This window comes from Kribbella sp. NPDC003505, assembly GCF_040610875.1.
Taxonomy (GTDB): domain Bacteria; phylum Actinomycetota; class Actinomycetes; order Propionibacteriales; family Kribbellaceae; genus Kribbella.
In genome coordinates, this window is record NZ_JBEXNA010000001.1 from 703,451 (window position 1) to 721,404 (window position 17,954).

Consider the following 17,954-nt stretch of genomic DNA (forward strand, 5'->3'; position numbering starts at 1 on the left):
ACGTGACGGACACACTGCGGATCGGGATCGTCGGCGCGGGGATCATGGGCCGCGGCAACGCGTTGTCGTTGTCCGGCCGGGCGGACGCCTCGATCACCGCGGTCACGAGCCGCTCGGCGGAGTCGGCCGAGCGGCTGGCCGACGAGATCGCCGGGCGGGGCGCCCGGCCGGTCGTCCATCCCGATCTCGAAGCTCTGCTGGCCAGTGACACCGTCGACGCCGTCGTGCTGACCACGCCCGACGACCTCCACGGCGAGATGATGCTCCGGGCCGCGGAGGCCGGGAAGCACATCCTGGTCGAGAAGCCGATGACGACCTCGGTCGCGGAGGCGGACGCGGCCGTGAGGGCGATCCGGGACAACGGCGTGGTCGCGATGTGCCTGTTCAACCATCGCTGGGTGCCGGCGTACGCCCAGGCCTACGAGCTGCTCGACGGCCTCGGCGACGCCGCGGTCGCGTACGCCCGCAAGGACGACACGATCTTCGTGCCGACCGAGATGCTGTCCTGGGCCGACCGCACGACCTGCGCCTGGTTCCTGTCCAGTCACGACATCGATCTGGTCTCCTGGCTGCTCCGCGACCAGGTCAGCCGGGTCTACGCGACCGCACGCTGGGGCAAGCTCCGGTCGCTCGGGATCGAGACCCCGGACGCCATCCAGATCCAGGCCGAGTACTCGCGCGGCGCGGTGGCAACGTTCGAGTCCGCGTGGATCTATCCCAACACGTTCCCGACGACGGTCGACTCGTACGTCGCGGTGGTCGCCGACAACGGCGTCGTACAGCTCGACCGGCAGAAGGAGAGCGTCGTACTGGCTCGTCCCGACGGCTACACGTACCCGCGGAACATGCTGCAACGCGTCATGCACGGCATCCCCGCCGGCGCCTACGCCGACGCGATCGCCCACTGGGTCGACTGCTGCCGCACCGGCCGCGACCCCCTCATCACCATCGAGAGCAGCCGCAACGTCACCGCCGTACTGGAAGCCGCGCACCTCTCCATCCAGACCCGCCGGCCCGTCGACGTATCCATGCTGGTCGCATGAGCGAGGGTCCTGAGAAGCCGCGGCACATCGACGGGCGGATCAATCGGATCGGGACGGACGACCTGATCAAGGCGTTCGGGTCGCCTGCTACTGATCTGGCGGGGCTGCGTGCCTTTGTCGGTGGGCAGTTGCAGCGGCCTGCCTGGCCGTTGCCCGAGTGGGCCTCGGCGACGCGGGCCACTCCGGCGGCGGACGCCGTCCTGGCTGCAGCTGCTCCGCTGCTGGATGGTGTGGACGTCACCGGGAGTGGGCTGGGTCGGTCACAGCTGTACGGCTTCCACTACCTCGGGTGGCTGGCTCCTGGTGTGCAGGCCTGGCAGCTGACCGGGGACATGCGCTACCTGGAGGCTTTTGAGCAGCATCTGGACGAGTGGGTGTCACGCCGGGACACAGTGACTGGCGAATGGCCGGGGTTGGACGTCATCTGGTACTCGCTCGGCACCTGGGCCCGCTGCCGCAGCCTGCTGCCGGCACTCGAAGTACTGACCGACTCGCCGCTGTCCGACCGTGTGTGGGGCCAGCTGGTCGCAACACTCGTCGGCGGAGCCCGCTGGGCGTACGACGAGCATGACGTCTTCCGGCACGGCAACTGGCAACTTGTGTGCGCCACGGAACTGCTGCACCTCAGCGCCGTCCTGCCGTCGCTGGTGGAGTCGGCGGCCTGGGCGGAGCGTGCGCGGCAGCGGATCGAGGAACACCTGGTGCTGGACGTCTATCCGGACGGTGGGCACTACGAGCGCTCACCTGGGTACCACCGGATGGTGTTGACGGCACTGCAGACCGCTGCGCGGATCGACCCGGCGGTGGCGGCACACCCCCGGTTCGCCGCCATGCACACGTGGATGTGCGAGCTGGCGTCGTCCGGCGGCTGGCTGCCGCATCTGCAGGACAGCGGGATCGAGTGGCCGGCAGCGTCGTTGCTGCGCGGGAGTTACCTGCTGAACGACCCGGTGCTCGCACAGATCGCGGGACAGTGGCTGTCGCCTTCGGAGTTCGCTGCCGAGGTGGCGACCTTTCCGACGCGGCCGGACCGTGCGGAATGGCTGTTGCCGGCAGCGGTTCCGGCGTTGCCGCCGGCGACCGTGCTGCCCGAGTCCGGGTACACGATCCTGCGCGGTCCCGACGTACGTGCGGTGATCAACCACGGGCCGCACATCGAGCACGAGCTGGAGTCCCACTCGCATCGCGCCGTACTGGATCTGGTGCTGGACGGGTGGGGACAGCCGTTGCTCTGGGAGGCGGGTGGTCCCCCGAGCTACGACGATCCTCTGTATCAGACCTGGTACCAGTCAGGCCGCGGTCACAACACGGTGCTCGTGGACGACCATGAGCTGTCCACTGACCGTCGCGTCTTCGTCGACTCGCTGGTGGACGCCGACGTCGTAGCGATCTTCTCCGCCCGCCACCACGGCAACGGCCTCGAGCAGACGCGGGCGGTCGCGATGGTCCGCGAGGAACCGTCGTACGTCGTCGTCACCGACCACGCGGACGGCCCCTACACGTTCCAGGCGAACTGGCACGCCCTGCATCCATGGCGCCAGGTAGGGCCTCTCGCTTACGACGCCGCCGGCCCCGACGGGCCCGGCCTGCTGCTGGTGGAGGCGGCCGACCCGGCAGCAACCACCACCCGGGTCTCAGAGGGGATCGCACGTCGTCCGGTTCTGGGCCGTCGAGTGGGTGAGTACGGCCCGCTGCATTCGCTCGGCCTCACGCGGTCGACCGGGGACTTCACGACCGTACTGATCCCGCACGCCGACGCCGAGCCGCCCGCGGTGTCAGTGCAAAGCATCGACGGCGAACTGGTCGTCACCGCCGGCAGAACGGTTGACCGGATCGGCCCGTCGACCTGGACGCGGAACGTCGACGGACAGTTGTCGTGGGCAACCGGCTGGCGAGTCCGGGAGCTGCCCGAGGTACTCCGGAGCACTGACGAGCTCGACGTCGTCGCCAAGGTCAGCGGGGACCACGTGCGTTTCTCGATCACCTGCTCGGGGCGATGCGGACTGTGGGTCCGGGCGGGTGGCGAGATCCGGCTCGGCGGCACGATCATTGACACGACGACCGAGAACGAATGGGCTCACCTCACCCTCCCGTACGCCGGGCCCTGGACTGTTGACGGGGTGTGGCATGGGTGACGACGTGACTGAGGGCTGGTTCGACGCGCGGATCGTCAGCGGCGCGCACCCGGCCTCGCTGCTCCCGCCCACCGATCGGGACGCGATCGCCGCGCATCTCGACCGGTACGCGCTGTCCGGCGCCCTGGTGAGCGCAATGGCGTCCTGGTTGCACGATCCTGTCGGCGGGAACGCGGAAGCCTCTGCGGTCGCGCACAGCCTGGCCGATCGCGGCGTACTGGCCTGCTGGACCGCCGTCCCGCCGACGCCGGGAGAGCTCGATTCCCTGGCCGCACTGGTCGAACGCGCCGTCGACGACGGTGTCGCCGCGTTCCGGATCCACCCGGCGTCCCACGGCTTCTCCCCCGCGCTGCTCGACGAGTTGTACGACGCGCTGCAGGCCCGTCAGCTGCCGTTGTGCGCGGACGCCGCGGAACTCCCGTGGCCGGACCTGACCCGGATCGCGCTCCGCTTCCCGGAGTTGCCGATCGTCGTGTCGAACCTCGGCTACCGCAAGCTGCGCGAACTGTGGGCCGTGCTCGACGCGCACGCAGGCGTATACGTCGACCTGGTCGACTTCGCCGCACACCAGGGCGTCGAATGGCTGGCCGCCAACAACCTCGCCGACCGGCTGCTGTTCGCGACCGGTCTCGGCGTCCGCGATCCCGGCGAGAGCGTGGTGCGGCTCGCGTGGTCGGGCCTCGACGACGCGACGGTCCGGCTGGTCGGCTCCGGCACCGCGGGCCGGCTGTTCCGGAGCGGGGTCCGCTCATGATCGGGCGCCGGCCGCTGCATCGGATCGTCGACGTGCACGCGCACCTCGGCCCGTACTCGCTGTTCTTCATCCCCGAGCCGGACGCCGCGACGATGGTCGCGGTGATGGACCGGACCGGCACCGACGTCACCGTGCTCTCGGCGAACCGCGCGATCCAGCAGGACGCACACCTGGGCAACTCCCAGTCACTCGCCGCGGTCGACGCGTACCCGGACCGGATCGCGGCGTACGCGGTCGTCAACCCGTGGCAGGACCCGGAACGCGAGCTCGAACGGGTCGCGAGCGACGACCGGTTCGTCGGGATCAAGGTGCATCCGAGCCTGCACCGCTACCCGGTCACCGGCGCGCGGTACGCCGCGGTGTGGAAATTCGCCGAATCCACCGGCTGCCCCGTCCTCAGCCACTCCGAGCACCAGTCGCCGTACGACGCTCCCGCGCTGTTCCGGACCGTCGCGGAGCGGTACCCCGGGACGTCGATCATCCTCGGCCATTCCGGCATCACACCGGCCGGTGTGGACGAGGCGATCGAGGCAGCGAGCCACCACGACTCACTCTGGCTCGAGGTCTGCGGTTCGCAGATGACCGGGCCGCTGATCCGATCGATGGTCGACCAGGTGGGCAGCGGCCGGGTGCTGTTCGGTTCGGACTTCCCGTTCATCGACCAGCGGATGTCGCTGGGCCGGGTGGTCTGCGCACCACTGTCGGACAGTCAACGCCAAGATGTTCTCAGCGGGAACGCCCGCAAGCTGTTCCGGTGGCGGCCGTTGCCGGACGGGCCAGGAGAACGAGGGGTTGACCTATGACGGATGAGACACAGCAGACCGAGCAGGTGTCCGGCGAGCGCCTGCCGTCCGTGACGGTCGGTCTGTTCGGGCCGCGCCGGCTGGTCAAGACCATGTCGGAGGTCGGCCAGGAGGTCGCGGAGCGGTCCGCGCACGGCGTGCGGTTCCTGACCGGCGGGTACGACGACCTGTCCGAGGCCGAGGAGCGCTATCTCCGGCTGCGGGACCGGATCGACTCGGCGGTGTTTCCCGGCCCGTGGGCGTTCGACCTGGCGACGACCGGCCACTGGCTCACTGTCCCGTCGACGCATCTGCCGCTGACCGGCGCCGCGCTGTACGCCGCTCTGCTGCGGGCCTCGCTGACAATCCCGGACGTCGACCTGAGCCGCGTCAGCATCGACTCGCTCTCCCTCGCGGACGTCTCCGAGGCGTACAGCGAGATCGGCCTCGACACAGCGCAGGTGTACGACGTCCCGTACGAAGGGCCCGAGTCGGTGGCCGGCTTCGCGGCGTTCCACCGGGAGAAGTTCGAGCGTCAGCACACCACCGTCGCGCTGACCACGATCCTGTCCGTGGAGCGCCAGCTGCGCGCCGACGGCGTACCTGTGCTGCGGATCGCGCCGACGCGGTCGAGTGTGCGGGACGCGCTGGAGACCGCCGTACTGCTCGGGCAGGGCACGCGGATGGGTGCGCACCAGCTCGCGATGATCGCCGTCCAGGTCATTCCGTCCGGTGCCGAGTCAGGTGACTACTGGCAGCAGGAGCTGGCGTTGTCGACGCACCAGAAGCTGCTGTCCGAGGCCCGCCAGGTCGGTGCATCGGTCACGCGTCGCTCCGACACACTTTTCCTCGTCACCACGACGTACGGCGCTCTGCTGCGGCTGACCGAGCAGTTCGCCGTCGCACCCTTCCTCGGCACGTTGACGGCACAGCTCGGCGTGCCTGTCGCTGTAGGCGCGGGCACCGGTCAGACTGCCCGTGCTGCCGAGGCAAGCGCGCTCATGGCCGTTGAGGAATCTGTTGCGGCCGGCGGCAAGGTAGCGGTGTATCTGGACGGCAGCAGCGACCGGCTGGACCTGGAGCCCGGTCCTGCGACGACTGACGCCGCACCGGTCGACGGTACGTCGCCGCTCGACCAGCGGGCGCTGGAGATCGTCACCTCGATCGCTTCCGCCATGAGCCCCGCACCGGGCCGGCAGGTCGTTGTTGACGTCGAGAGCGTCGCCGCGATCATGCAGGTCACCCAGCGCACCGGACGCCGGATGCTGAAGGAGTTGGTGGAGGCGGGTCTCGCTTGGCCGCTACCGCCGGCTCGCTCGACCGGGGGCGGACGGCCGCGCCAGCAGTTCCGGCTACTGACCGAGAAGCTCGACTAGGAGGACGCTGTGCCCACACAAGCCGACCACCTCTATGCCCGCGCCAAGAAGGTGATCGCCGGCGGCGTCTCCAGCGACGCGCGGCGCGCCGACAAGCCGCTGTTCGTCGACCATGCCCGTGGCGCCGAGCTGTGGGACGTGGACGGCGAGAGGTACGTCGACTATGTGCTGGGGCAGGGCCCGAACCTGCTTGGCCACGCCGCCCCGCTCGTCGCGGACGCGGTCTCCGCACAGGTACGCCGTGGCGTCGCGTACGCGGCGCAGCACGAACTGGAGGCCGAGGTCGCCGAACGCCTGTGCAACATGGTGCCGGCGGCCGAGCTGGTCCGCTTCAACAGCGTCGGCTCGGAAGCGGTGCACGGCGCGATCCGGCTCGCCCGCGGGCACACCGGACGGCCCAAGATCGTGAAGTTCGAGGGCAACTACCACGGCTGGCTCGACCCGGTCCTCTACAGCGTGCACCCCGACCTCGCGCTGGCCGGCGACGCGAAGCACCCGACCGCGGTCGGCGGCACCGCGGGTCAGCCGCGCCACGACGCCGACGACCTGATCGTCCTGCCCTACAACGATCTTCCCGCCGTCGCCGCGGTGCTCGACCAGTGCGGGGACGAGATCGCCGCGGTCATCCTCGAACCGCTGCTCTGCAACACCGGCTGCATCACGCCCGCCCCCGGCTATCTCGAAGGGCTGCGGGAGCTCACCAGGCAGCACGGGTCGTTGCTGATCTTCGACGAGATCATCACCGGGTTCCGGGTCGCTCCGGGCGGAGCCGGCGAGCTGCTCGGCGTCGTCCCCGATCTGGCCGCGTTCGGCAAGGCGATGGCCGGCGGGATGCAGGTGTCCGCCCTCGTCGGCTCGGCCGAGGTGATGGGGTCGATCGCCGACGGCAAGGTCGCGCATGCGGGCACGTTCAACTCGCACCCAGTCGCGATGGCCGCGGCGGACGCCGTCCTGACGTACCTCGACGAGAAGCGTGCCTCGGTCTACCCACCGCTCACCTCGACGGGTCAGCGATTGATGGCCGGCCTGCGGACTGCGGCGGAGCGCCACGGCGTACCGCTGCTGGTCGACGGACCTGGTCCGGTGTTCCAGACCTACATCACGGACCAGGCCGCCGTCACGGACTATCGGTCGTTCGCTGCCTGCGACCGGGCCGCGATGGCTCGGTTCCACGCGGGGTTGTTCGCTGCCGGGATCAACATCGTCCCGCGCGGGCTGTGGTTCCTGTCCACCGAGCACACCGCGGACCAGGTCGACGAGACTATTGCGGCAGCGGACTCAGTGCTTTCCTCCCTGTAGGAACGGGATCGAACGGCTTGCGATCCTGGGCGCAGGTCACCTCGACCGTCACCCTGCGCGCGTCCGGGTACACGTCGGCGTACAGACACGTCACTTCGTCAGCCGGTCCTCCGGTCGCGTTCACCACGAGAAGGAGGCCGGGAACCCGCCGTACGGCGGACCCGGCCTCCCGCTGAGTGGAGAGTGTCAGGCGCTCTTCTCGCGCCGGTCGCGCTTGCTGCGCTCGATCTGGTCGCGCGGGATCAGCGTGGGGTTCACGTTCTCCAGGACGACCTCGCCGGTGACGACGACCTTCGCGACGTCCTCGCGGCTGGGCACCTCGTACATCACGTTCAGGAGGACTTCCTCCATGATCGCCCGCAGGCCGCGGGCGCCGGTGCCGCGCAGCAGCGCCTGGTCCGCGATCGCCTCGACCGCGTCGTCGCTGAACTCGAGCTCGACGTTGTCGATCTCGAACAGCCGCCGGTACTGCTTGACGAGCGCGTTCTTCGGCTCGGACAGGATCTTGATCAGCGCCTCGCGGTCCAGCGGGGACACCGTCGTGATCACCGGGAGCCGGCCGATGAACTCGGGGATCAGACCGAACTTGAGCAGGTCCTCCGGCATGACGTCGGCATACCCGCCGAGCTCCTTCGGCTTCTCCGGCTCGCGGCTGGTGTTGAAGCCGAGGGTCTTCTTGCCGACCCGCTGCTCGACCATGTGGTCCAGGCCGGCGAACGCGCCGCCGACGATGAACAGCACGTTGGTCGTGTCGATCTGGATGAACTCCTGGTGCGGGTGCTTGCGGCCGCCCTGCGGCGGCACACTCGCCGTCGTCCCCTCGAGGATCTTCAGCAGCGCCTGCTGCACACCCTCACCGGAGACGTCCCGGGTGATCGACGGGTTCTCGCTCTTGCGGGCGATCTTGTCGACCTCGTCGATGTAGATGATCCCGGTCTCGGCCTTCTTGACGTCGTAGTCCGCCGCCTGGATCAGCTTCAGCAGGATGTTCTCGACGTCCTCACCGACATACCCGGCCTCGGTCAGCGCCGTCGCGTCCGCGATCGCGAACGGGACGTTCAGCATCCGGGCGAGTGTCTGGGCGAGATAGGTCTTGCCGCAGCCGGTCGGGCCGATCAGCAGGATGTTCGACTTGGCCAGCTCGACGGCCTCGTCCTTCGCGTGCCGGCCGGCGCTCGACGCGCCCTGGCCGTCGCGGACCCGCTTGTAGTGGTTGTAGACCGCCACCGCGAGTGCCTTCTTGGCCACGTCCTGACCGACGACGTACGCGTTGAGGAAGTCGTAGATCTCCCGCGGCTTGGGCAGCTCGGTGAGTCCGACCTCGGAGCCCTCGTTCAGCTCCTCCTCGATGATCTCGTTGCAGAGATCGATGCATTCGTCGCAGATGTAGACGCCGGGACCGGCGATGAGCTTCTTGACCTGCTTCTGGCTCTTGCCGCAGAACGAGCACTTGAGCAGATCGCCGCCGTCACCAATGCGTGCCACCGGGACAGATCCCTTCTATGCGCAGTCGGACCGTTTTCGACGGTACCCCGTCCGGGGCCGAAAAACCGCGCTCGCCACCGGGTTGTGACTACGCCGGTGGCGAACGCGTCAAGCTCTTGACAGCCGGTCAGACCGGCCGAGCCTGATCTGAACTTGTTCAGACGCCGGCCGGGACCGGGGCCTTGAGAGACTGCAGGACGTCGTCGATCAGGCCGTACTCGATCGCCTGCTCGGCCGTCAGGAACTTGTCCCGCTCGATGTCGCGGGAAACCTCTTCCGGGTCCTTGCCGCTGGCCTCGGAGATCATCTTCTCCAGCAGCGAACGCAGCCGGAGGATCTCGTTCGCCTGGATCTCGATGTCACTCGACTGGCCGTAGGTGCCCTCGGTGGCCGGCTGGTGGATGATGATCCGGCTGTTCGGCAGGGCGAGCCGCTTGCCCGGCGTACCGGCGGCGAGCAGCACGGCGGCGGCCGACGCGGCCTGGCCGAGGCAGACCGTCTGGACGTCCGGCTTGATGTAGCGGACCGTGTCGTAGATCGCGGTCAGCGCGGTGAACGAGCCGCCGGGCGAGTTGATGTAGATGCTGATGTCGCGGTCGGAGTCCATCGACTGCAGGCACAGCAGCTGCGCCATCACGGCGTTCGCGATCTCGTCGGTGATCGGCGTGCCGAGGAAGATGATCCGGTCCTCGAACAGCTTCGTGTAGGGGTCGATCCGGCGCATGCCGTACGACGTGCGCTCCTCCCACTGCGGGATGAAGTAGTTCATTGGTGCGTCCTTAACTGACGGAGTGGGAGATCAGGAGTTCGGGCTGCCCTGGCTGAGCTGAGCGGCGCTGCTGACCACGTGGTCGATGAAGCCGTACTCCTTCGCCTGGTCGGCGGTGAACCAGCGGTCCCGGTCGGCGTCGTTCTCGACCTGCTCGAGCGGCTGACCGGTGTGCTCCGAGATCAGCCGGAACAGCAGCGCCTTCAGGTGCAGCGACTGCTCGGCCTGGATCTTGATGTCCGACGCCGTTCCGCCCATACCGCCGGAGGGCTGGTGCATCATGATCCGCGCGTGCGGCAGCGCGAAGCGCTTGTTCTTCGCGCCGGCGCAGAGCAGGAACTGACCCATCGAGGCCGCCAGGCCCATCCCGACGGTGGCGACGTCGTTGGAGATCCACTGCATGGTGTCGTAGATCGCCATGCCGGAGTCCACCGAGCCACCCGGCGAGTTGATGTACAGCCAGATGTCCGCGTTGGGATCCTGCGCGTTCAGCAGCAGCATCTGCGCGCAGATCGCGTTCGCGTTGTCGTCGCGAACCTCGGACCCCAGGAAGATGATCCGATTCTTGCGCAGCTCGCGGTAGATGTCGTCGTCTTGTCCGCCGGATCCGTTGCCGCCCGCGGCGGTGGGGCTGGCTGCAAATGTCTCGTTCACGAACCCGACATTACTGGTCGGCGGCGACAGACCTAAGGCTGGGCCGGAGGTGTTCGCTCACGGCGCATCGCCCGCCCGCCGTTCGTCGGCTGTGAGCGAATTCGGGCACGTTCACCAGCCGCACAGGACAACGGATCCGGGCTCGTCGGCCGCTGCCTCGTCAGGTACTTCCGGCGGCACCGGCCGGTCTGGTTCCCGTCGTACGTCCGGCTCCTGCAGCAGCGCGGCCACACCCGGTCCCCTCGCCTGAAATCGTTTCACCAGCCACCGTAGGCGAGGTTTCTTGCGATCGTGTCGCGATCGTGCGGCGAACGTGCGTACGGCCCGGATCCCACCTGGGGTCCGGGCCGTACGGGGTCTTGCTGGGTTCTTGCGGGGTTCTTGCGCGGTCTAGCGGGGTCGCGCGGCGGGTCAGGCCTTCGCCGGCTCCGGCTCCTCGGCGGTCGCCTCGGCCTCGGCCTCGGCGGCCTCCGGGTCGGCGTAGGTGCCGTCCGGCTGCAGGGTCTTCAGCTCGACCGTGTTGCCGGAGGCGTCGGTGACCTTGGCGTTCTCCACCAGGTAGGCCAGCGCCTTGCCGCGGACGACCTCGGACACCAGGCTCGGGACCAGGTTGTTCTCCACCGCGTGCTGGGCGAACTGGTCCGGGCTGACGCCGGAACGCTGCGCGTGCCGGACGATGTGCTCGGTGAGCTCCTGGTCGTTGACGCTCAGCTCCTGCTGCTCGGCCACCAGGTCGAGCACGAACTGCGCCTTGATCGCGTCCTCGGAGCGCTTCTTCAGGTCCTCGTCGAACTCGTCCTGGGTCTGCTCCTCGCCCTCGAGGAACTGCTCCATGGTCATCCCGGAGTAACCGAGCTGCTGCTCCAGGTTCTCCTTGCGGGCGGCCAGCTCGTCGGTCAGCAGGCCCTCGGGGACCGGCACGTCGACCAGCGTCAGGATCTTCTCCAGCACGGCGTCGCGCGCCTCGCCGGCCTGCTCGAGCCGCTTGCCTCGCTCCAGCCGGCCCTGCACGTCGGCCTTCAGCTCGTCGGCGGTGTCGAACTCCGACGCGGTCTGCGCGAACTCGTCGTCGAACTCCGGCAGCTCCTGCTCCTTGACCGCCGTCACGGTCACCTCGACGTCGACGTCCTCGCCCTTCAGCGAACCGCCGACCAGCTGGGTGACGAAGGTCTTCTTCTCGCCCGCGGTCAGGCCGATGACCGCCTCGTCCAGCCCGTCCAGCAGCTGACCGCTGCCGACCTGGTAGGACAGGCCGGTCGCCTGCGCCTCCTCGACCTTCTCGCCGTCTTTGCTGGCCGACAGGTCGATCGTGATGAAGTCCTTGTCGGCGACCGCGCGCTCGACCGGGTTCAGCGAGCCGAACCGCTGGCGCAGCGCCTCGATCTGCTCGGTCACCTCGTCGTCGGACACCGCGATGTCCTCGACCTCGGCCTCCAGGCCCTCCAGGTCCGGCAGCGTGATCTCCGGGCGGACCTCGACCTCGGCGGAGAACTGCAGGCTCTCCTTGTCGTTGAACTCGGTCACGTCGACCTCGGGCCGGCCGATCGCCTTCACCTGGTTGTCACTGACCGCCTGCGAGTACAACTTCGGGAGGGCGTCGTTGATCGCCTCCTCGAGCACCGGGCCGCGGCCGACCCGCTGGTCGATGACCTGCGGCGGGATCTTGCCCTTGCGGAAGCCCGGCACCACGATCTGCTGGCCGATGCTCTTGTACGCCGCGTCGAGGCTCGGCTTGAGTTCCTCGAACGGCACCTCGACGATGAGCTTGACCTTGGTCGGGCTCAAGGACTCGACGGTGCTCTTCACGGTGGCGGTTCTCCTTGATTCGGTGACATGTTGCGACGCCGGACAGCCGACGCCACAGCCGGTGCTGCACGGGGTTTGTCGGGGCGACAGGACTCGAACCTGCGGTCTCCTGCTCCCAAAGCAGGCGCGCTAGCCACTACGCTACGCCCCGCAGTGACCGCACGAGTCTAGCCGCCCAGAACCAGTGCTCGCGCCACCGGGGCCCCCGAAAACCCGTTTTGAGTCTCCAGGCCTCCGTATGGAATCATGTCCGAGCACCGCGGGTGTAGCTCAATGGTAGAGCCCCAGTCTTCCAAACTGGCTACGCGAGTTCGATTCTCGTCACCCGCTCGAACGACAGAAGGCCCGTTGCCACAGGGAATCCGCGGCTACGGGCCTTCTCTCACGCTGAGGCCCGATCAGGCCGCGTGCAATTACCGTGCAATTAGGGGGTCGGCACCAGCACCCCGGCGGCACCGTCGTCGTCATCCCGCCTGTTCTCGCGTTCAACCACCTCATTCAGGGCGGAGGCGATCTCCCGAGCCCGTGCATCAGTGGCGTGCTGGTAAATCAGCGCGGCTCGCATCGTCCCGTGGCCCATCCTGTGCATGAGTTCCTTGGTGGACGCACCACTCTTCGACGCCAGGTGGTTACCGGTGTGACGCAGGTCATGGAAGTGGAACCCAGCAGGTAGGCCCGCCTCTTTGACCTTGGCCGTCCACTTCACGGTTGACCGCCAGCTCCCCCGCTTGGGCGGACCACCGCGGGCCGGTGAAGACGAGAGCCGTCTGCCCTTCCTTCACGTGCTCCGACAGATGAGTCCGCAGCTCTTCAACGAGCACAGCCGGGATCGGGACCTGCGGGTACCAGCTGTCGACATGGGCGGCTTTACCACCAGGCGGCCCCCGCTCAGCTCAGCGATGCTTCGGTGCACGCTGATTTTGGCGTCGTCCAGGTCGACATCGATCCGGCGCAGCGCGATGAGCTCGCCCCAGCGCAGGCCGGTGAACGCGGCAGCCAGGATGAAGGCTCGAAAGCGTGGACCAATCGCCTCAGCCAGCCCGTAGACCTGTTTGACGCTGGCGACCGGTCGCTCAGCCCGGGCGGCGGTGTCGGCACCCTTGATACGGCACGGGTTGCGCTTGATCCTCCCGTCATCCACGGCAGTTGCCATGACTGCCCGAACCAGCCTGTACGCCTTGGCCACAGCATCCGCCGACTGCCCCTCCTCGGCCAGCTCCTTGCGCCACTTGCGAATCGTCTCGGGACCAATAGCCGCGAGTTCCTTCCGCCCGAGGAACGGATGGATGTGGAGCCGCAGCAAGGTCGCGTACAACTCCCGCGTGCGTTCACTCAGCACATGCTCTTCGATCCAGCTCGCCGCGAAGTTGCCGAACGGGATGCGACCGAGGTCAGGACCGTTCCACTCACCACGGATGAGGTCAGTTTGTCTCAGGGTGAGCCAGACCCCCGCCGAAGTCTCATCCGAGAAGGTGTGTTCAGCGTTCCGCCGGATGCCATCCGGGCCGATGTGTTCGGCCCGGATGGCGTCCCCGACAACGCCGACCACTACCAACCCCACATCAGCCTTGCGTACGTCAGCACCCCGCAGCCCGCCAGCGTCACACTCGACGCGATCAACCGAGTCACAGCCGACCCGGCCGACCTGACCATCAACGCCGTGTCGCTCATCGAGATGCACCGCGACAACCGCAAGTACGAGTGGCGGACGGTCGCCGCTGTGCCGCTCGGCCACTCCGCCTAGCTCCCCGGTCTGTGATCCGCCAGTTGATCAACGACACATCTGCCAACTGATTCGCGACAGGCGAAAGCCTGGCGACCACACCTGGAGCGGCGGCCAACGCACGGATCTGCAGAATTGAGGACTTGTTCAGAGCGCCTCGCACGTGGGGTCCGAACCTTGACCCACGCTCGAGACCCCGCCAGCTCGGGGAGCAGTTCGCGACGCCGAGCAACGGAGAGATGTCAGCGGCTCCGCGTCTCCGGGTCGCGGGTGCCGGCACGACGACGACCCTACGAGTTGGTGATGTTGACGAGTTCGTCGAGCAGCTCGTCGCTGGGGATCAGCGGCGCGAGGAGGTCCTGGACGTACTGGCGGCGGGTCTCGGGCTGCATGGTTGGCCACCAACTCCCTGACTGCCGGAGGTGGTCCCGGATCTGCTCCACGCGGTGGGGTTGGTGCTCGGCTCGACGCCACAAGTTCCAGTCCTTGTGGGGTTCAGCGGCGGCGAGCATGTCGGCGAGGCTGTGTTGGATGGCCGCGATGTGCGGACTGCCGAAGAACTCGTCGGCCGGGCCGTCGAACTTGCGCTCCATGAGCATGCGGTGGAGGGAACGGGCCTGATCAAGCCCGCCAAGGGGCAGCTGCCACTGGTTCACGCCTGCCATTCTCCTACCCCAGGCGTCCGCATCCACGAGTTCCCACGAGAGATGCGGCTACCGGCGAACGTCCGGAATTGCCGCTGTCCGTGAAGCACGGAACTGCCGGTGAGCGGGCATCAGCAACCGGGGCGGCCGAGGTCGGACGGACGCATGCTCAGGCGGATCTGTCTGTTGTGATCGGTCGCGTCGAGCACGACGGCTCGGACCTGCGACGCGACTGGTGGATAGTCGTCCGGTGACATTGGGATCTCGACCAACCCGATGATCTGCTCACCAAGGTCAATGAAGAAGCCGAACCGGTGATGACTGATCACCGTCCCGTCAACGATGCACCCTGCCCGGTAGCGACGAACGGCGTCAGCCCACTCTTCATCGGACGGTGTGGATCGAGACCCAAAGGCAGCCCACTCACCACGCGGGTCGTTCACATCCCCGATGGTGCCACATCGCCCGGAAACATCCGCTCATGCCGCTGTCCGTGCGCGCGCTTATGCCGACGAGCGGTTGTCCGGTCCAGACGACTGACGCTCGTTGGGGTCGGTCCGTGCCCGAAGCTGGACAACGTCGCCCTCACGGAAGAGGAGCTCCGCACCGACACGGAATGATCGCAGCCTGCGGGACGCCATCCAGTCGAAGACCGCTTCACGCTGCACGCCGAGCTGGTCTGCCGCCTCGTCCAGGGTGAGCATCCGAGGAGCTGGGCTGCTGTCGAATCTCGCCAGCTCCAGGTTGTACCAGCTCTGCTGCTGCAGCCAGAGGAGGTACTCGCGATCGATCGCGCGCGAGTCCGACCCGGCAGTCTCGGCCAGAAACTCATCCAGGAGATCGAGGAGGCCATGCACCGCAGCTTGGTCATCCTCCGGACTGAGCGGGTGACCGGCCTGCGGTACGACGAGCCGAGTCACCAGGGTCGGCCGGCCGAGGTTGTCCCCGTCGTTCAACTTGAGGACGAGGAACTCCCTGAACCCAGAAAGCTGGTCGGGTCGGCCATGCTGCAGGCCGATGACGAACTTGACAAGCTCCTCATAGGTCAGCTCCGACCGTCTGAAGATCATGCCCGGCCGAAGCCGCACGTGGCGGAGCCGGGAGCCCAGCCTCCGCGACCCGCTTCGTCCACTTGACGGTCGTTCGCCAGCTCCCCCGCTTCGGCGTACCACCGCGCTCCCCCACGAACACGAGCACGGCATCGTCCTCGCCGACGAACTTGTTCAGATGGGCCGCCAGCTCGCCCACCAGGACGTTGGGGATGGTCACTCCACGCTCACTCGCCTCCGACCTTGGTGGCACCACGACGAGCCGCCCGCCACTCAGCTCCGCGAATGCCGACTCTTGACGTGCGCCGCGCTGGCCTGGGTTTGGCAGCTATCAGGGGGCGGCGGCAGGTGTGGAGACCGGTGCAGTCATCGCGCCTACACGTTCCACGAGACAACGGCCAGGGAACCGAGTACGAGACCTAGGTACCAACCTACGGTTACGCCGACCACAAAGCTCGCGGCCCACAGCCGAACGCGTCGTATTACGCAAAGACCTGTCCCGACGACAGCGGGCATCAAGAGCGGCAGGTAGAACTCCACCACGGCGGTGTCGGCAGGCGTGCCGAATGCGCGCAGGACCAGGACAATCCCCGTCAACCAGCAGGCAGTGATCCCGAGAATCATGCCCGCTGCCATGAACCCAGGTTCTTTCAACCACCTCGGGTCCGTCGCCGGCTCCTGCATGCAGCACACCGTCTCACATCACATCGGGACCGGCTGCACCGGACATGGTGGGTCGGCGGCATACCTGGGTTGACGGTGGATCAGCAACTTGAATCTCTTGACGACGATCCAGGCAGCGTGCGATTAGCCTGCGATTAGCAAGGGTCAGCCGGGGGCAAATAGGGTCACTCCGGGGCACCTGACCAGGCTCAGGACCAGGCGGTGAGCGAGCTGTCGACCGATCTACCAAACTGGCTACGCGAGTTCGATCTCGTCACCCGCTCCAACGGCAAAGGCCCCGAGCCACAGCGATTTTGTGGGCTAGGGCCTTCGTCATGCGGAGACCGGATTCGAGCGCCGCGCCCTCCACGCGCCCTGACCGGTCGGGACCAGCACCCCGGCGGCCCCAGCCTCGTCGTCCGGCGAGTCCCCATCCCCGGTCCTGGTCTCCCGCTCGACAACCTCATTTATCCGGTCAGAGATCTCCCGAGCTCGCTCGTTCGTTCGCGTGCTGATTGATCAGCGCTGCGCGCATCGTCGAGTGGCCCACGCGCTGCATCAGTTCCCGAGTGGACGCGTCACTCACCGCCAGCTGATTACCCGTGTGACGCAGGTCATGAGAGGTGAAGCCCGCCGGAAGACCCGCCTCCGTTACCCGCTTGGTCCACTTGACGGTGGTTCGCCAGCTCCCCCGCTTCGGCGTACCGCCCCTCACCCGCACGAACACGAGCGATAAGCGGAGTGCGATCAGCTCACCCCACCGGATGCCGGTGAACGCGGCCGTCAGACGGCGTTCCGCGTGTTGCGCATCGGGGGGCGCGAAGATCAGGCGTTGCACCACTCATCGGTGGCACAGCCTACCTCGTAGTGCCACCATCCCTCCTCTTCTCCTTCGATCAGGAGCGCTTTGATCCCGTGGACGTCGCCGCCGGCTGGTGCGTTGAAGGCCACCATCGGGAAGTCTTCACTGAAGACCTCGCCACCGAGCCCTGATCTCGCAAGGCGCTGATGAACTGCCTGGGGGCTGCCTCCCAGCGGGCCGGAAGGATCAGGCACCACGCGAATCGTGCAGTTGCCGGAGGGCCGAGGTCAGGTCATGGCGTGCCAGAGCAGGTCGACGCATCGGGTATCCAGTCGGCGCCGACGGTGCCGTGGCGGAGTAGTTCGCCGAGGTAGGTGCCCAGCATGAGGGAGACGGCGGCGTCGGCGTCGAGGTCGCTGCGCAGCCTTCCGGCGGCGGTGTCGTGCTCGATGAGCCCGGCCAGGGCGGTGGTGTACGGAGTGAGCAGGTCGCGGACCAGCGTCGTGAAGGTGGGCTCCCGGTCGTCGAGCAGGGCCGCGATCCCGCCGCGGCCCAGGACCTCGCTCAAGATGGTCTGGACCTGTCCGAGCGCCCAGGTCAGTCGGCCCCGAATGTCTTCGACGGGCGGTTGGTCCGGTGGAGTCACCGCGGAGCCGATGGCGGCGCGGAGCAGGTCGTCGCGGTCGCGGTAGCGGCGGTAGATCGTGGTTTTGGCCACCCCGGATCGGGCGGCGACCGCCTCCACAGTGACCGCGGCCGGGCCGCTGTGGCGCAGCAGTCCCAAGGCGCCGTCGATGAGCCGAGCGTCGACCTCAGTCGAGCGCGGTCGGCCGATGCTGCGCTGACCGGGCATCGTCCTGGGTGTCTTCGGTGTCTTCGGTGTCTTCGGTGTCTTCGGTGTCTTCGGTGTCTTCGGTGTCTTCGGTGTCTTCGGTGTCTTCGGTGTCTTCGGTGTCTTCGGTGTCTACGT

18 protein-coding genes, 2 tRNA genes and 1 pseudogene are annotated in these 17,954 nt (G+C 67.7%); 7 read left to right on the top strand and 14 right to left on the bottom strand.

Translation table 11 applies throughout. The features are described 5' to 3' along the window. The first annotated feature begins 2 nt into the window (after positions 1–2). From ABZX12_RS03330 to ABZX12_RS03355, 6 genes are read left to right on the top strand one after another with little or no spacing between them, the layout of a single operon-like run. Positions 3–1,043: a Gfo/Idh/MocA family oxidoreductase gene (locus ABZX12_RS03330; RefSeq protein ID WP_355689379.1), complete on the top strand. Its 1,041-nt coding sequence runs from the start codon at positions 3–5 to the stop codon at positions 1,041–1,043. Next, positions 1,040–3,178: a heparinase II/III family protein gene (locus tag ABZX12_RS03335; protein ID WP_355689381.1), complete on the top strand. Its 2,139-nt coding sequence runs from the start codon at positions 1,040–1,042 to the stop codon at positions 3,176–3,178. The genes ABZX12_RS03330 and ABZX12_RS03335 overlap by 4 nt, the downstream gene beginning before the upstream one ends. Continuing rightward, positions 3,171–3,932: an amidohydrolase family protein gene (locus ABZX12_RS03340; RefSeq protein ID WP_355689382.1), complete on the top strand. Its 762-nt coding sequence runs from the start codon at positions 3,171–3,173 to the stop codon at positions 3,930–3,932. Before ABZX12_RS03335 ends, ABZX12_RS03340 begins: the two co-directional genes overlap by 8 nt. After that, entirely contained in the window at positions 3,929–4,735 is an 807-nt protein-coding gene (locus tag ABZX12_RS03345; RefSeq protein WP_355689384.1) for an amidohydrolase family protein, read from the top strand. Before ABZX12_RS03340 ends, ABZX12_RS03345 begins: the two co-directional genes overlap by 4 nt. Next, positions 4,732–6,090 (top strand): hypothetical protein, encoded by a 1,359-nt coding sequence (locus tag ABZX12_RS03350; protein WP_355689385.1) that lies wholly within the window; start codon positions 4,732–4,734, stop codon positions 6,088–6,090. Before ABZX12_RS03345 ends, ABZX12_RS03350 begins: the two co-directional genes overlap by 4 nt. A 9-nt stretch (positions 6,091–6,099) precedes the next feature. Next, a complete protein-coding gene (locus tag ABZX12_RS03355; RefSeq protein WP_355689386.1) occupies positions 6,100–7,389 on the top strand; it encodes a glutamate-1-semialdehyde 2,1-aminomutase in 1,290 nt (429 codons plus the stop codon). A gap of 186 nt (positions 7,390–7,575) precedes the next feature. On the opposite strand, the gene clpX is transcribed toward ABZX12_RS03355, so the two are convergent. The 6 genes from clpX to ABZX12_RS03385 form a co-directional block, all read right to left on the bottom strand. Beyond that, the gene (clpX, locus tag ABZX12_RS03360) at positions 7,576–8,874 is read right to left on the bottom strand and encodes an ATP-dependent Clp protease ATP-binding subunit ClpX (protein WP_350277727.1); all 1,299 of its coding nucleotides are present in this window, start codon (positions 8,872–8,874) and stop codon (positions 7,576–7,578) included. Between the two features lie 157 nt (positions 8,875–9,031). Beyond that, the gene (locus ABZX12_RS03365) at positions 9,032–9,643 is read right to left on the bottom strand and encodes an ATP-dependent Clp protease proteolytic subunit (protein ID WP_355689388.1); all 612 of its coding nucleotides are present in this window, start codon (positions 9,641–9,643) and stop codon (positions 9,032–9,034) included. A gap of 30 nt (positions 9,644–9,673) precedes the next feature. Then, a complete protein-coding gene (locus ABZX12_RS03370; RefSeq protein WP_355689390.1) occupies positions 9,674–10,297 on the bottom strand; it encodes an ATP-dependent Clp protease proteolytic subunit in 624 nt (207 codons plus the stop codon). Positions 10,298–10,408: 111 nt separating this feature from the next. Further along, positions 10,409–10,558, bottom strand: coding sequence for a hypothetical protein (locus tag ABZX12_RS03375; protein WP_355689391.1), 150 nt, complete (start codon positions 10,556–10,558; stop codon positions 10,409–10,411). 150 nt (positions 10,559–10,708) lie between these two features. Continuing rightward, the gene (gene tig, locus ABZX12_RS03380; RefSeq protein ID WP_355689393.1) at positions 10,709–12,103 is read right to left on the bottom strand and encodes a trigger factor; all 1,395 of its coding nucleotides are present in this window, start codon (positions 12,101–12,103) and stop codon (positions 10,709–10,711) included. Between the two features lie 78 nt (positions 12,104–12,181). After that, a tRNA-Pro gene (locus ABZX12_RS03385) sits at positions 12,182–12,254 on the bottom strand. Positions 12,255–12,362: 108 nt separating this feature from the next. Here ABZX12_RS03385 and ABZX12_RS03390 point away from each other — a divergent pair. Further along, positions 12,363–12,433 (top strand) — tRNA-Gly (locus ABZX12_RS03390). Between the two features lie 94 nt (positions 12,434–12,527). Here ABZX12_RS03390 and ABZX12_RS03395 read toward each other — a convergent pair. From ABZX12_RS03395 to ABZX12_RS03430, 8 genes and pseudogenes are all read right to left on the bottom strand, one after another. After that, positions 12,528–12,809, bottom strand: a complete 282-nt coding sequence (locus tag ABZX12_RS03395; RefSeq protein ID WP_355689395.1) for a tyrosine-type recombinase/integrase — start codon at positions 12,807–12,809, stop codon at positions 12,528–12,530. Between the two features lie 72 nt (positions 12,810–12,881). Next, positions 12,882–13,838, bottom strand: a complete 957-nt coding sequence (locus ABZX12_RS03400; RefSeq protein ID WP_355689397.1) for a site-specific integrase — start codon at positions 13,836–13,838, stop codon at positions 12,882–12,884. A 278-nt stretch (positions 13,839–14,116) separates the two neighbouring features. After that, positions 14,117–14,425: a hypothetical protein gene (locus tag ABZX12_RS03405; protein ID WP_355689398.1), complete on the bottom strand. Its 309-nt coding sequence runs from the start codon at positions 14,423–14,425 to the stop codon at positions 14,117–14,119. 176 nt (positions 14,426–14,601) lie between these two features. Next, positions 14,602–14,913 (bottom strand): S1 RNA-binding domain-containing protein, encoded by a 312-nt coding sequence (locus tag ABZX12_RS03410; RefSeq protein WP_355689400.1) that lies wholly within the window; start codon positions 14,911–14,913, stop codon positions 14,602–14,604. A 60-nt stretch (positions 14,914–14,973) separates the two neighbouring features. Further along, the gene (locus ABZX12_RS03415; protein WP_355689402.1) at positions 14,974–15,558 is read right to left on the bottom strand and encodes a helix-turn-helix domain-containing protein; all 585 of its coding nucleotides are present in this window, start codon (positions 15,556–15,558) and stop codon (positions 14,974–14,976) included. 1,099 nt (positions 15,559–16,657) lie between these two features. Further along, positions 16,658–17,020, bottom strand: coding sequence for a hypothetical protein (locus ABZX12_RS03420; RefSeq protein ID WP_355689404.1), 363 nt, complete (start codon positions 17,018–17,020; stop codon positions 16,658–16,660). Continuing rightward, positions 17,008–17,253, bottom strand: a pseudogene (locus tag ABZX12_RS03425) (DUF4265 domain-containing protein); the annotation flags it as partial. The gene ABZX12_RS03420 and the pseudogene ABZX12_RS03425, both read right to left, overlap by 13 nt. A gap of 23 nt (positions 17,254–17,276) precedes the next feature. Further along, positions 17,277–17,837 (bottom strand): TetR family transcriptional regulator, encoded by a 561-nt coding sequence (locus ABZX12_RS03430; RefSeq protein ID WP_355689406.1) that lies wholly within the window; start codon positions 17,835–17,837, stop codon positions 17,277–17,279. Positions 17,838–17,954: the final 117 nt, after the last annotated feature.

Excerpts from the sequence above, each read along its gene's own strand:
- ABZX12_RS03340 (WP_355689382.1), top strand. The coding sequence starts at position 3,171 with ATGGGTGACGACGTGACTGAGGGCTGGTTCGACGCGCGGATCGTCAGC.
- ABZX12_RS03345 (WP_355689384.1), top strand. The coding sequence starts at position 3,929 with ATGATCGGGCGCCGGCCGCTGCATCGGATCGTCGACGTGCACGCGCAC.
- ABZX12_RS03405 (WP_355689398.1), bottom strand. The coding sequence starts at position 14,425 with ATGCTCATGGAGCGCAAGTTCGACGGCCCGGCCGACGAGTTCTTCGGC.
- ABZX12_RS03430 (WP_355689406.1), bottom strand. The coding sequence starts at position 17,837 with ATGCCCGGTCAGCGCAGCATCGGCCGACCGCGCTCGACTGAGGTCGAC.
- ABZX12_RS03350 (WP_355689385.1), top strand. The coding sequence starts at position 4,732 with ATGACGGATGAGACACAGCAGACCGAGCAGGTGTCCGGCGAGCGCCTG.
- ABZX12_RS03365 (WP_355689388.1), bottom strand. The coding sequence starts at position 9,643 with ATGAACTACTTCATCCCGCAGTGGGAGGAGCGCACGTCGTACGGCATG.
- ABZX12_RS03335 (WP_355689381.1), top strand. The coding sequence starts at position 1,040 with ATGAGCGAGGGTCCTGAGAAGCCGCGGCACATCGACGGGCGGATCAAT.